This is a genomic window from Cupriavidus sp. GW822-FHT06G04 (assembly GCF_058799075.1).
The window spans coordinates 124,964-137,819 of sequence record NZ_JBXALD010000012.1 but is presented as its reverse complement, the minus strand read 5'-3'; the positions used below and the strand labels follow the sequence as shown (position 1 = coordinate 137,819).

Here is a 12,856-nt window from a genome sequence, read left to right as displayed (position 1 = left end):
CGCGAGAAGAATTTCGCGCGTCACCTCGCGGTGCATCACGACGTCAGAATGTGATCGGCAGGCGCAGCGTGACGGTCAAATCGGGCGTATCGCGCGTGAGGCCCGCGCCCACTGAAAGGTTGAGCGTGTAGCGGTTGTTGAAGCGATACGAATAGCCCACCAGCAGCGTGCCCTGCGTGATGCGCACGGAACCGGGAATGGTCTGGCCGTTCTGCTTGGTCGGCCAGATGATGCTCTGGTCGTAGCCGATACTGAATGATGCGTGTTCGTTCAGCGACAGACCCATGCCGAAGTTGAACTGGAAAATGTCGCCCGGCGCTATCTTGCCGAGATTCTCCTTCTCGCCATTGAGCACGGTTCGGCTGACGTTGTCGCGCGCGAAGTTGTGCAGATAGCTGAAGGTGCCGAAGAACACCGCCGGATCGGTCGGCAACAGCCACGTCACGCCGGGCTGGATCGCCTGGAAGCCCGTGCCGGTCGGCATGCCCAGCGGCAAGCCGGTACCGGTGGTGTTACTCACGCAGCGTGTGACGCAATCGGTCACGACTTCGAACGGATCCTTGCCGGTGTTCGACTTGTAGCGCAGCCAGCCGATGAAGAACGGCATCCTCTCGTTGCCGAAGTTGAGCTGGTAGCGCACGGTCGCTTCCACATCGCCCAGCCCGCTGCCGCTGGAGTTGAACACGTTGTCGACCGCCGTGCCCGTGAAGACTTCGCGGCTCACGGTATCGGAGCTGGAATGCACGTAGGGCACCTTCGCTTCGATTTCCAGCCGCTTGGTCAGGCCGTAGCGGAAGGCCACCGCGCCGATGTAGGTGGTGGTCTTCACCTCGCGCACGTCGATCAGGCCGATCAGCACGGCGGGAATTACCGTGTAGCCCACCAGCGCCACGCGATTGCTGGACGAATAGCCGTACTGCAGGCTCGGTTCCACCACCACCTTGCCGGCGGGCGTGAGCACGCCAGGCTGGTCGAAGATCGGCGCGATTTCCGGCGGACGCGTATCGCGTTCGGGCGGCCGTCCGACGGGCTCCTCGGCACCTGCGGCCGCTTCCCCGGGCTGCGCACCCTGCGCATTGCCCATGTTGTTGGGCGGCGCTGCGGACGGCGCCTGTTGCGCCTGCACGCCCTGCTGCACGGTGCTGTCGATCTGCGTGGCGCTTGCGCCGGCGGCGGCCGCCGCGGCATTGGTGGCGGCATTGCCCGGAGTCATGCCGGTGCCCTGCCCGCCGCGCTTGCGCGACAGCGTTTCGTTGTTCACCGTGCTGCGCAATTCGCGAATCGTATCCTGCTGCTCCGCCAGCGCGCGCCGCATGTCCTCAAGCTGGCGCGCCTGGTCGGCAAGTTCCTTCTGCAACGATTCCAGCCGTGCGGCGGCAGGCGGTCCCGCGTCTGGCGGTGTCTGTGCCTGCGCCATGCTGCCAAGCAGCAGCATTGTCGAGCATCCCGCATAGCGGATGCCCTGCAGCGAACGCTTCTTCATGACGTCTTCCTCCCCCGGGGCGGCGGGCACACTGCAAGGCCCGCACCTGTTCGTTCATGACTACACGCGATTTACCTCATTGCGGCGGACCTTTGGATAACGCTGTTCAACGCGGTGTTTGCCATTTGCGCGCGGAACGCGGCCAGGGTGTTCACGCTTGCGTTGAGAGTCATCAGGCTCTGGATGTTCTGGTTGTTGAGGTTATTCTGGATCACCGTGCCCGGCATGTTCGATAGCGCACCTACGTTTGCCGAGTTGCCCGCGCCGTTCTGCACGACGGTAAGCAGGCCGTTGGTCACCACGGTGCCGGTGGCATTGGCCACGGCTTGCTGCGCCAGGCCAGCCGCGCCCGCTGCCGTGGCAGCCGCGCCGTTCGCCGCGGCACTGGCAGCGCTGCTCGCCGCACCGGCCGCACCTTGCGCGGTAGTGGCGGCGCCGTTGGCCGTGGCCACGGCCGGGTTGGCGGCGCCCTGCGCGGCAGCGGCTGCGGCCTGCGCTGCGGCCACGGCTGCATTGGCCGCGCTGTTGGCCGCCGTCACCGCCACGGTTACCTGACCCAGCGCCTGCGCCAATTGCGCTGCCTGCGCCGAGGTGATGTTGCTGACATCGGGAATCGTGATGCTGGTCGATACGGCCAGCGCGCCGTTCACGAACACGGCGCGATCGATGCCGAATCCCACTTGCAGCCCCGCGGCATCGAAGCCGCCGCGCAAATCGTCAAGCCGCGCCTGCGCGACCGGTTTCCACTTGGCCATTTCCTTGCGCGCCGCGCTCACCGGTGCCTCGGGATCGCGCCTGGCCAACGTCATGGCCTGCGCAAGCGGATCGTCGATCGGGTGATGCGTGGCCACGCTGGCCTTGTTCACCGGCACCACTCGCGCAGGCGCTTCGGCAACGGTTTGCACTGCTGCAGCTTCGGCGGTCGCGGCGATTGCGATATCGGCCGCCGCCGCGCCCGGGTTGGCTTCGGAGAGCGCCGGCAGTTCGGTTGCCGAAGGCGGCGGCGCCATGTCGATCGCCGATGGCATGGCCACGGCGCCGGCGGTGTCGATCGCTTCGGCGGCCAGCGGCTCGCTGCTGGCGTGCGCAATGCCCGTGCACGCCAGACCCGCACCCAGCAACACGGCGGCAGTTGCCTGCCCCGCCGCGCGCCGCGATGCGCTTGAAACGGATGTCTGGACCATGATGTTCCTCAGCTCAGAAATCAGAGGCGCCATGCTTGGGCATGACGGTGAAGAACAGACTGTCTCGCGGAACCCCCATCCAGTAAGGACCCGTCGGGGCCACGCGCCAGTCGGCTGCCATGTTGAAGCGCGCGTTGTCCGTACGGTTGTGGATGACGAACAGCAGGCTGCTGTCCCAGATTTTTTCGAAGTGTTCGCGTTCCAGTGCGCGAGTGCCGCGGGCGGGATCGCCAATCAGGACACGATCGCCCTTGACGCCCTTCACCACGACGAAATGGTGGTAGCCGTTCTCGACGATCAGCACGATCGCCGGGATCTGCGCTTCCTCCAGCTTGGACAGCGGCAGTTCATAGCCGTCGGCCTCGAAGCCGCGCGACGCGAGAAACCGCTTCATGTCCAGCAGCGAAAAACCTTCGGCGCGGATCTTCGCCTGGTCGCCGTTGACGAACATGTTGGCGAAGACCGTCTCCTCGGTGGTCGGCACGTTGTACTGGTACGTGAGCAAGGTGGCCACCGCCGCCGATCCGCAACTGAAGTCGTAGCGCTGCCGGATCGTGGTGCGGAACCGCGCCTCGCGCAGGCTCGTCACCGGCACGTTATACGTATTGCCCTGGTCTCCCGGCACGCGGATGGTGTCGGCGCGGGCATCGGGAACGACGCCCAGCGCCGCCATCACGCAAACGACAGCGAGCAGCAGGGTGCGCATGATCATTTGAACTGGACGTTGAGAATGGTCGCGTTCTGGATCAATACATTGCTGCCGGAGTTCTGGATCACGGTCGGCAAGCCGGCTGCGTTCGCGAACGATCCTTCGGAAACGATATTGCTGCCGGACAACGTGTTGATCGCTGCGTTGTCGGCCACCGTGCCGTGCAAACGCATGTCATTGACCACCAACTCGGCGCCACCGCGCACGTCGTCGAGCTTGTCGGCGCCGACCGCCTTCGCGGTCATGCCGAAGATGTTTGGTTTGCGTCCGGCGTCGGCGGACATCGCCGACACGCTGGCCGCCGCGCCCGCGACTGCGGCGGCTGCGCCGGTATCACTGCTGGCGACCGCCACGGCCGTGGCGGATGCCTCGGCCAACTGCGGCCCTGCACTGGCCGGCACGAAGGGCCAGGCCAGAAAGGCTGTCGACAATGCGGCAACAGCTACGCGATGCGATCGCATGGTGCGTCTCCTCATGCTCCGTGCTACGGCCCCCATCCGGGCCGCAACATCGGACCTGCAGGCATCTGACAGGGCCGTGCATGGCGCGAGAGCTTGCGCCATGCACGGCTTCAGCCGGATTCAACCCTGAAGGCGCCGTGCGCTCCGTGCGGAGCGCCACAGACGCGCCAGGGGCTGCTTACTTGCCGACTGCCAGGTTGGCCTGGACGTTGACGCTTTGCTGCACCAGCGATGCCATCCCGCTGTTCTGGTTGGCGATCATGATGCCGGCGGCGGATTGGCCGACGCTGGTCATCATGTTGGACATGTTGAACGTGCCGGCATCGACATAGTTGGTGCCGCCGTTGCCGCCAGCGCCGCCCACCGCTCCGTTGCCAGTACCGCCCGTGCCGCCCATGCCCACACCGCCGGCGCCACCTGCACCGCCGGTACCCGAAGCAGCGCCGACTGCGCCGCTGCCGGCCGTTGCGCTACCGTTGGATGCCGTGGTGGTCGAGCTGCCATTGGTGGCCGAGCCGCCAGCGCCGCCCGCACCAGCCAGGCTGGTTTGTGCGCCGCCCGCACCGCCGGTGCCCGAACCCGCGCCGCCGGTGGCTGCACCCGCCGTGGCCGTGCCCGCGCCGCCAGCGCCGCCGGTCGAGGTTGCCGCGCCCGCGGTGGCCGTGGCCGTGCCGCTTGCGCCAGCACCGCCAGCGCCGCCAGTGGCGGTGCCCGCCGCGCCTGCCCCGGTACCCGTACCAGTGCCCGTGCCCGAACCCGAGCCGCCGGCGCCGGCCGTAGCCGTACCGGTGCCGCCCGCGCCTGGGCCACGTTCATTGGACGAGTTGGTCGAGCCGCTGCTGCCGCCAGCACCAAGGCCGCCGCCCAGGCCAGCGCCCAGGCCCGAACCGCCGCTGCCGCGTGCCCAGCCGCCGTCGCCGCCCGAACCGCCGCGTCCCGACGAGCCAGCGCTGCCACCTGCGCCAAGCGACGAGCCGCCGCGACCGCCAGCGCCCAGGCTTGCCGACAGCGCGCTGCCGCCGGAGCCGCGAGCATCGCCGCCATCGCCGCTGTAGCCGGAAGCGTTGCCGCCGCGGCCGCCATTGCCGGCTTGGGCGCCATCGTTATAGGCCGAGCCGGAGGTAGCGCTGCCATTGGTCGCCGAGCCACCCGAGCCGCCCGATCCGCCATTGCCGCTGTTGCCGCCATTGCCGCCATTGCCGCCCGATCCGCCCTGGCCGGTGCCGCCATAACCCGTGCCGCCACGGCCGCCGGCCGCGCCATTGGCGTTGCCGTTGTTGGTGGCGTAGTTGCCGATGTTATGGATCGCGTTGCCCGATACCGTGCCGCTCAGCTTGCTGATCGCCAGCGCCTTGCTGCTGTTGAACGAGTTGCTGAACGCCGCGGTGGCCGTGCTGCCATTGGCCGCCGAAGCATTGCCATAGCCGCTCATGTCCTGGTCGGTGGTATTGCGCGAGTTGGTGTCCGTGGTGGTCCTCGTGGACGTCCGGGTCGACGTCCGGTTGGATGTGAAGGTGCTGGTCCGCGTGGAAGTCGCGGTGCTGTTGTCCTGGTAGGCCTTCGAATTTTCATTGGCCGAAGCGCCAGACCCTTGTGTCGACGTTGCAGTCGCTGTGTTGGTATTGTTGCCGTTACCCTCATTCGTGTTGGTCGGATTCGCCATTGCCTGACCGGCGAAGCCGAGGGCAATGCCTACCGCCGACGCGAGTAAAGTCTTTTTCATACGAAGCTCCCAGGAAGTTTGTGCTACGGCTCAGCCTCCGGCAGGTGCTCTCGAGAACATCCGCTGGAGGATCAGGTCCAGCGAGGTGCCAGACCGGACCACCCTGGCGCATATTCAGTGCCAGCGCACGACGCCGGTGCACGTAATCCGTTGAAATACAACGGCTGCAGGGGTGTTACGCGGGAACTTTCCGGCCGATTTTGCTGCCGCTCTGCAGCATCGAGCTGTGCTTGGCAGTAGACATGTCACAGCGCTGTGACAGCGATTTGGGACGCTTGTCGAACATGCGTCTCATGGCGCCAAAAATCCGGTATGCATTCAAGGAGTTAGCACACACCCCCAGTGCAGCCCGCAAGGCGGCGCGGCGTAACGGGCATGAAACAAGGACAGGCCGGGGTGCGTCGCGGCCCGCGCCGCGCACTGAGGGGGCAAGCACCAAACCCGGTCAGATGTCGCAGCGTGCGCGTCGACGATCGGCTGGCGTGCGACCGGCGATTCCCTAGCGCGCACGGGCAATCCAGACGATTCGGACCCGATTCCTGCTCAACTTCGGCACAGTCGACGCCTGACCGCAACAAATTCAGGCCCCCACCGCGTAGCCGGCCCCGCTTGCGTGTTTCACGCTAGGCGCTATGTCTGATTTAAAGTACATTAGTAGCATTCAAGACTTGTCAGCATCCGCAAGGGAAACCATGAGTGAAGCCGTCGTTCCCCTGTATCACCAGATTTACGTGGTCCTGCGCCAGCAGATCGTCGAAGGCCGCTTCGGCCAGGGACCACTGCCCGGCGAAATCGACCTTGCCAAGCAGTTCCACGCCTCGCGCGTGACGATGCGGCGCGTGTTCGACCGTCTGGTGCAGGAGGGCCTCGTGCGCCGGCATCGCGGCCTGGGCACCTTCGTGAATCCGCATCCGGTCAAGCCGCAGGGCAGCGAGGAACGCGCCACCAGCCTGCTCGGCACCATCATCGACATGGGCGAGAAGACCGCGGTCAAGGTCATTTCCATCGACGAAGTCCACGCCACGCCCGAAGTCGCCGAAGCGCTCAAGATCCAGGTGGGCGATCCGGTGATCAAGATCGTGCGGGTGCGCCACTACAAGAATCGCCCGCTGTCGCACATCACCGCGTACTTGCCCGCCGATCTCGGCCGCCCGCTGGCGCGCAAGGATCTGGAAGCCACGCCGATGCTGCGGCTGCTGGAATCGTCCGGCGTGGAGCTGGGCCGCGCCTCGCAGACACTGACGGCGCGCCTTGCCGACGTCGTGGTCGCGCCGCTGCTCGATGTGCCGGTGGGAGGCGCACTGCTTGCCGTCCGCCGCGTGGTGCTCGACAAGGCAGGCCGCCCGGTGCAGTTGCTGATGGGCCAGTATCGTCCGGATCGCTACGAATACCGTATGGAACTGTCGCCGATGGGCGGTGGTGACAGCGCCAATGTCTGGGTGGAAAACGAAACCCGCACCGGCCTGCGCGACTGAGAACGCGGCTCACGGCGCAACTGGCACGCGCACCGTCGGCATCGTCCGCATCGTTCCTGGTGCGGGTCACCGCGGGCGCGCGCAAGCATCCTGCAAGGACATCCATGCCGCCGCACCGGGCATTCGCCCGGACATTTCCGGACCGGCCCTTCCGGGCGCATACTGCGCACTCCTGATCACACGTCGAGGAGCCTCAGACATGCCAGTCGTTTGCCCGGGCACCCATGCATCCGCCCGAAAATCCATTCGCTCGCGCACCGCACTCGGCCGCCGCCTGTTTGGCGCGACGCTGCTGACGGCGGCGTCGCTGCTGATCGTGCCGGCCGCGCAGGCCGCCATTGCAGGCGGCAAGCCGATCCGCATCCTGGTTGGCGCACCCGCGGGCGGCACCACCGACACGCTGGCGCGCACCATCGCGCAGGAAATCTCGCAGACGCTCGATCAACCGGTAGTGGTCGAGAACCGGCCCGGCGCGGGCGGCAATATCGCCGCCGACATGGTGGCCAAGAGCGCGCCGGACGGCACCACGCTGCTGATGAGCTTCACCAGCCATACCATCAACGCCTCGCTGTACAAGAAGCTGCCGTTCGATCCGATCCAGGACTTCACGCCGATCACGCTGGTGGCTACGGTGCCGAGCGTGCTGGTGGCCACGCCAAAGCTGCCGGCCAACAATATTCCCGAACTGATCCGCCTGGCCAAGTCGGAGCCGGGCAAGCTCAATTTCGGCATCGGGTCGGTCGGCTCGTCGGTGCATCTGGCGGGCGACATGTTCAAGATGATGACGGGCACCTACATCGTCAACATTCCGTACAAGGGCACCACGCCGGCCATCACCGACCTGCTGGCCGGCCAGGTCGACCTGATGTTCGCCAGCACGCTGAACGTGGCGCAGCACGTCAAGGCCGGCAAGCTCAAGGTGCTGGGCGTGACCAGTCCCACCCCGCTGCCGCAGTTTCCTGGCGCGCAGCCGATTGGCGCGACGGTGAAGGGCTTCGAATCTAACGCGTGGTTCGGCCTGTTCGGACCCGCCAACCTGCCCGCCGACATCACCCAGACGCTGTATCAGGCCGCGCGGCACGGGCTGGAGACGCCCAGCGTGCGCAAGCGCCTGGAAAACGATGGCGCGCAACCGAGCGCCATGCCGCCGGAAGCGTTCGCAACCTTCGTCAAGCAGGACGTCAAGCGCTGGGCCACGGTGGTGAAGTATTCGGGAGCCCAGCCGGAATGACGCGCGCCAGCGGCCTTGCCGTCGACCCACTCCCGTTGCCCGCCACGCTCGCGCAGAAGCTCGTCGCGCGCGCCGCCGGCGTGCCGCACGTCGCGCCGGGCAGCATCGTGATGTGCAAGGTCGATCTGGCGATGTCGCACGATTCCAGCGGGCCGCGCCGCGTCGCGCCGTTGTTGCGCGATCTGGGCGCCCGCGTGTGGGATCCCGCGCGTTTCGTGGTGGTGACCGACCACTTTGTCCCGGCATCCGATCCAGACGCCGAGGCGATCGTCCGTTTCACGCGGGATTGGGTGCGCGAGACGGGCTTGCCGAACGTGATCGACAACGAAGGCATCTGCCATGTCGTGCTGCCCGAACGCGGGCATGTGCTGCCGGGCCGCTTCATCGTCGGCGGCGACAGCCACAGCCCCACGGGCGGCGCGTTTGGCGCGTACATGTTCGGCATCGGCGCCACCGAGATGGCCGGCGTGCTGGCAACCGGCGAGATCTGGCTGCGCGTGCCGCAGACCATCCGGATCGACTGGCAAGGCGCGCTTGGCGACGGAGTCTGCGCCAAGGACATCATGCTGTTCCTGTGCGCGACGCTGGGACTGGCCGGCGGACGCTACGAAGCGATCGAATTCACCGGCCCGGCCATTACCGCGCTGCCAATGCAGGAGCGTATGACGCTCACCAACATGTGTACCGAACTTGGCGCGCAAACCGGACTGATCGCACCCGATGCGACGACGATGTCGTGGCTGGCCGGCGCCGGTGTCGATGCGGACACGCTGGCGGCCATCGACCCGCGTCAATGGCGCACCGACGCCGACGCGCCGCTGCTGGCCGTGCATCGCTTCGACGCCGACACGCTGGCGCCGCACGTGGCCGCGCCGCACTCGCCGGCAAACAGCGCGCCGGTGGACCAGGCGGTGGGCCAGGACATCGACATCGCCTATCTGGGCGCGTGCACGGGCGCCAAGCTGGAAGACCTGCGCATGGCCGCGCGCGTGCTGCGCGGACGCAAGGTGGCGCCGGGCGTTGCGCTGCGCGTGGCGCCGGCATCGCTGCGGGACCAGCAGCAAGCCGCGCGCGAAGGCACGCTGGCCGCACTGACCGACGCGGGCGCAACCTTGCTGCCCAACGCCTGCAATGCCTGCGCCGGTTACGGCGCGAGCCGCTTTGCGGCCGGCAGCCGCGCGATTGCATCGACTGCGCGCAATTTTGAGGGCCGCATGGGAGACGCCGGCAGCGCGGTCTGGCTGGCATCGCCGATGACCGTCGCCGCCACGGCCGTGACGGGCCGCATTACCGATCCGCGCACGCTGCTCGCATGACGCCGGCGCCCGATTTCTCCCACCTGCCCTGCGGCCGCATCTGGCGTTTTGGCGACGACGTCGATACCGACGCGATGGCGCCTGGCAGGTACATGAAGGGCGGCCTCGATGCGCTGGCCCGGCATTGTCTGGAAAATCTGCGGCCCGAATTTCCGGGCGCGGTGCGCGCCGGCGATATCGTGGTCGCCGGCAGCAACTTCGGCATGGGATCGTCGCGCGAACAGGCGGCGCAAGCGCTGCGGCATCTCGGCATCGTGGCGGTGCTGGCGCCGTCGTTCGCGGGCCTGTTCTATCGCAACGCGATCAATATCGGCCTGCCTGTCCTGGTATGTCGACAGACTGACGCGCTCTCCGACGGTGCACGCGCCAAGGTCGATCTCGATGCCGCGCGCGTGCGGCTTGCCGACGGCGTGCAGATCGCCTGCGAGCCGATACCCGATTTTCTGCGCGTGCTGCTGCGTGCAGGCGGCCTCGTGCCGCACCTGAAGGCGCGCTTCAAGGCGCAACAGGACAGCCGCTGAGGACTTTGAGGCGTGCGGCTCAGCGCACGGCCGGACCGTTCCTGAACGGCGCGTCGTCGCGCTGCCATGCGGCAAAACGCGGCTGTGTCGATGCGCAGCCCGCCTCGCGCAACAACGCCATCGCCTCGTCGTCGGACGTCTGCGTGAAATCGAGATAGAACGACCCTACCGCGCCAAAGTTGGCCGGCGTATTCAGGCACACCACCTGGTCGGCTGCATCGCGCAACGTCGCCAGCCCGTCGGGCGATCCCACCGGCACGGCCGCCACCACCTGTGCGGCTCCGGCCATGCACACCGCGTCGAGCGCTACGCGCATGGTGGCGCCGGTGGCCACGCCATCGTCCACCACGATCACGCGGCGGCCAGCCATCGCCGCCACGGGACGCCCCTGGCGGTAGTGCTGCTGGCGACGGCAGATCTCGCCGAGCTGGCGCCCGCGCTCGGCATCGAACGCACCCGATTCCATCGCGCGGCGCGCCCAAGGATCGTCGTTGACCACGGTGTGGGGATCGCGCCCGCTGGCATCGCCTTCCACCACGGCGCCTAGCGCGAGCTCCGGATATCCCGGCGCGCCGATCTTGCGGACCAGCAGGATATCGAGCGTGCCGCCAATGACTCGCGCCACTTCGCTGGCCACGGGCACGCCGCCGCGCGGCAGGGCCAGCACCAATGCAGGCTCGCCGCCCGCGGCACGTGCGAAGCCCAGTTCGGCCAGCCGGCGACCAAGGTATTGACCCGCCTCGCGGCGGTCGGCAAAGCAGGGCGGCAGGCTCATGGCAAGCTCCCGCGTGAGGTGACTGGCATTGGCGCGGCAGGAGAAGTGAAGAACCGCTTCGGCGCAGTTCCACAGCAACTATAGACGCGAGGGACCACGCCGGCGGCGAGAGTTTTCCCGGTCGTTGCGCGCGCCAAACGCAGCGCAGCGCACTTCACATGTCAGATGCAGCTCCGCGCACCCGCGGCTGCGCCTGCGCCCCTATGGATCCGATAGGCACGGACGATTGATCCGGGTTCTGAAACAGTCTTTTCGACATTGGCCCGCTGATCCCGGGGGCGCGCTTGCGTAGGATTGCTGCATGGCGGCAAACCCGTCAGATATCGATCCCCATGCCACGCGGCGCCAACCGGCCCGCCTTCGATTGAGTGAGCGTTACCGTGAATCCGCAACATATCTCCCGCACCGACGACGTGATCGAACAACCCGAAGCCGATCTCGACATCCCCTTTGGCTCGCTGGACGCGGCCGCCATGGCCGAACTGCCCTACACGTTCCGGCAGACCGGCACATGCACGCGCTATTACCAGGAATTTTTCGGCTGAGTTGCTTCGGCTGAATCGCTTCGGCTGAATGGCCGGTCCGCGCCGGCAGCGGCCGGATGTCCAGCGCAGCCCGCCGGTCTGGCTGGCTCCGCTGGCGCCCCAGTGCATCGGGACGCACCACCGCACGGCCTGCGGCGCGGCGCCGACGCGGGGTCGGTCCGACCGCGGCCGCGCGCTCAGTACGTCTTGTAGGGCAAGAACTTGCCGGACATCTCGATACGCACGCGATCGCCGTTCGGATCGGCCTCGCGTTGCAGGTCCATGCGGAAGTCGATGGCGCTCATGATGCCGTCGCCAAACTCCTCGTGGATCAGTGCCTTGAATGTGGTGCCATACACGCTGACCAGTTCGTAGAAGCGGTAGATCAGCGGGTCAGTGGGTACTTGCGTCGGCAGGGAGCCTTTGTAGGGCACGGTGCGCAGCCAGGGCTCGGCCTCCGCCGGCAGATCGAAGATCTCCATGACGGCGCGCGCGCCGGCCGCATCGAAAGTCATCTGCCCCAGGCACGCGGCGGTCGTCCATTCCTTGCTCTTGCCGACGCGCTCGGCCACCTGCGCCCAAGATATTCCGCGCTTTACCTTGGCCTCGATGATGAGGTCCGTCACGTCACTGCGATTCATTGTCAGTCTCTCCGTTTATCGTCAAGGAATACCGGAGAGGACGGCCATGCAGGCAATGACGCGATGGCGCTAGGGCGACTGCGTGCGCTCCAGGACCGCCGCGACGGCGTCGGCGCCGCCATCGTCGAATCGCACGCGTGCGAAATGCGGCACGCTTAGCGGGCTCAGCCCTTCGATCGCCTGCAGAACCAGCACGATGAGCATGACCGGCATGACGTCCTCCCTCGGGAATACGGCAAACAGACAGGCGCAAGCTTCGTGCCACGAAACCGGCCGCAAAAGCGTTGCAAGTTGACGCATCGTGGGGCGCGCCGGCGCCTCCCTGGCCCAGCCGACACCTGGTTGCGCACCGTATCGGGGAAGGCGACGGCGGCCCGACATGGCTGAAGCGTACCCGTTTCTGCGTTCCCGCGTACGGCCCGCGCGGCGCGCCGACAACACGCAGGAAACCCCACGAAGCATCCGGAAGCCGGTTCCGCCATCGCAGAATCTTTGCATGACTCATTTCCGATGTAACGCCAGATTACCTGCGACTGACCTGTCAGCGATCTCCCAGACGTTCACGTCACATTGCCGCTAACCCTTGTCACACAACGCCTGGCGGGCAAGCGCGGGCGACGTCGGACAGCCCTGCGCGCGCGGCGGCCATGTGAAACAGCCTTACAAGTGCAACCGTTCCAGCACAGGGTGCGCCGCTAGAGTGAAGCCGTGTTCAACGCGAACCGGAAATGGAGTCCCTCATGAAACGCGCAATCACCCTGGCCATCCTGCTTGCCACCACCAGCGCCCTGCTCTCGGCGTGCATCGTGGTGC

Annotated in this window: 13 protein-coding genes; 5 read left to right on the top strand and 8 right to left on the bottom strand. The window is 66.9% G+C overall.

The features are described from left to right. Positions 1 to 43 precede the first annotated feature (43 nt). The 5 genes from AC1RKI_RS24260 to AC1RKI_RS24240 all read right to left on the bottom strand — a co-directional run bounded on the left by AC1RKI_RS24260 (position 44) and on the right by AC1RKI_RS24240 (position 5,560). Positions 44 to 1,483, bottom strand: coding sequence for an acetate kinase (locus AC1RKI_RS24260; RefSeq protein WP_061957606.1), 1,440 nt, complete (start codon positions 1,481 to 1,483; stop codon positions 44 to 46). 71 nt (positions 1,484 to 1,554) lie between these two features. Continuing rightward, on the bottom strand, positions 1,555 to 2,667 hold the full coding sequence (locus tag AC1RKI_RS24255) for a hypothetical protein (RefSeq protein ID WP_223505996.1): 1,113 nt from the start codon (positions 2,665 to 2,667) through the stop codon (positions 1,555 to 1,557). 13 nt (positions 2,668 to 2,680) lie between these two features. Next, positions 2,681 to 3,379 carry a C39 family peptidase gene (locus AC1RKI_RS24250; protein WP_061960274.1) on the bottom strand — a complete coding sequence of 233 codons (699 nt, stop codon included), beginning with the start codon at positions 3,377 to 3,379 and terminating at the stop codon, positions 2,681 to 2,683. Next, positions 3,376 to 3,837: a hypothetical protein gene (locus AC1RKI_RS24245; RefSeq protein ID WP_061960275.1), complete on the bottom strand. Its 462-nt coding sequence runs from the start codon at positions 3,835 to 3,837 to the stop codon at positions 3,376 to 3,378. The genes AC1RKI_RS24250 and AC1RKI_RS24245 overlap by 4 nt, the downstream gene beginning before the upstream one ends. Positions 3,838 to 4,015: 178 nt before the next feature. Then, a complete protein-coding gene (locus AC1RKI_RS24240) occupies positions 4,016 to 5,560 on the bottom strand; it encodes a hypothetical protein (RefSeq protein ID WP_222156793.1) in 1,545 nt (514 codons plus the stop codon). A gap of 692 nt (positions 5,561 to 6,252) precedes the next feature. Here AC1RKI_RS24240 and AC1RKI_RS24235 point away from each other — a divergent pair. From AC1RKI_RS24235 to AC1RKI_RS24220, 4 genes are all read left to right on the top strand, one after another. Further along, positions 6,253 to 7,035 (top strand): GntR family transcriptional regulator, encoded by a 783-nt coding sequence (locus tag AC1RKI_RS24235; protein WP_061955562.1) that lies wholly within the window; start codon positions 6,253 to 6,255, stop codon positions 7,033 to 7,035. A 199-nt stretch (positions 7,036 to 7,234) separates the two neighbouring features. Beyond that, the gene (locus tag AC1RKI_RS24230) at positions 7,235 to 8,266 is read left to right on the top strand and encodes a tripartite tricarboxylate transporter substrate binding protein (protein ID WP_150981771.1); all 1,032 of its coding nucleotides are present in this window, start codon (positions 7,235 to 7,237) and stop codon (positions 8,264 to 8,266) included. Continuing rightward, a complete protein-coding gene (locus AC1RKI_RS24225) occupies positions 8,263 to 9,582 on the top strand; it encodes a 3-isopropylmalate dehydratase large subunit (protein WP_492797731.1) in 1,320 nt (439 codons plus the stop codon). Before AC1RKI_RS24230 ends, AC1RKI_RS24225 begins: the two co-directional genes overlap by 4 nt. After that, complete coding sequence (locus AC1RKI_RS24220; RefSeq protein ID WP_061955568.1) at positions 9,579 to 10,103, top strand: LeuD/DmdB family oxidoreductase small subunit; 525 nt, start codon at positions 9,579 to 9,581, stop codon at positions 10,101 to 10,103. Before AC1RKI_RS24225 ends, AC1RKI_RS24220 begins: the two co-directional genes overlap by 4 nt. 19 nt (positions 10,104 to 10,122) lie before the next feature. Here the strand turns inward: AC1RKI_RS24220 and AC1RKI_RS24215 are convergent, their stop codons facing one another. Further along, a complete protein-coding gene (locus tag AC1RKI_RS24215) occupies positions 10,123 to 10,878 on the bottom strand; it encodes a phosphoribosyltransferase (RefSeq protein WP_492797733.1) in 756 nt (251 codons plus the stop codon). A gap of 380 nt (positions 10,879 to 11,258) precedes the next feature. Here AC1RKI_RS24215 and AC1RKI_RS24210 point away from each other — a divergent pair, with 380 nt between their 5' ends. After that, positions 11,259 to 11,423 carry a hypothetical protein gene (locus AC1RKI_RS24210; RefSeq protein WP_167585438.1) on the top strand — a complete coding sequence of 55 codons (165 nt, stop codon included), beginning with the start codon at positions 11,259 to 11,261 and terminating at the stop codon, positions 11,421 to 11,423. A gap of 176 nt (positions 11,424 to 11,599) precedes the next feature. On the opposite strand, the gene cynS is transcribed toward AC1RKI_RS24210, so the two are convergent. Next, on the bottom strand, positions 11,600 to 12,043 hold the full coding sequence (gene cynS, locus AC1RKI_RS24205; RefSeq protein ID WP_061955573.1) for a cyanase: 444 nt from the start codon (positions 12,041 to 12,043) through the stop codon (positions 11,600 to 11,602). A 69-nt stretch (positions 12,044 to 12,112) separates the two neighbouring features. Next, a complete protein-coding gene (locus AC1RKI_RS24200) occupies positions 12,113 to 12,256 on the bottom strand; it encodes a hypothetical protein (RefSeq protein ID WP_157779484.1) in 144 nt (47 codons plus the stop codon). Positions 12,257 to 12,856: the final 600 nt, after the last annotated feature.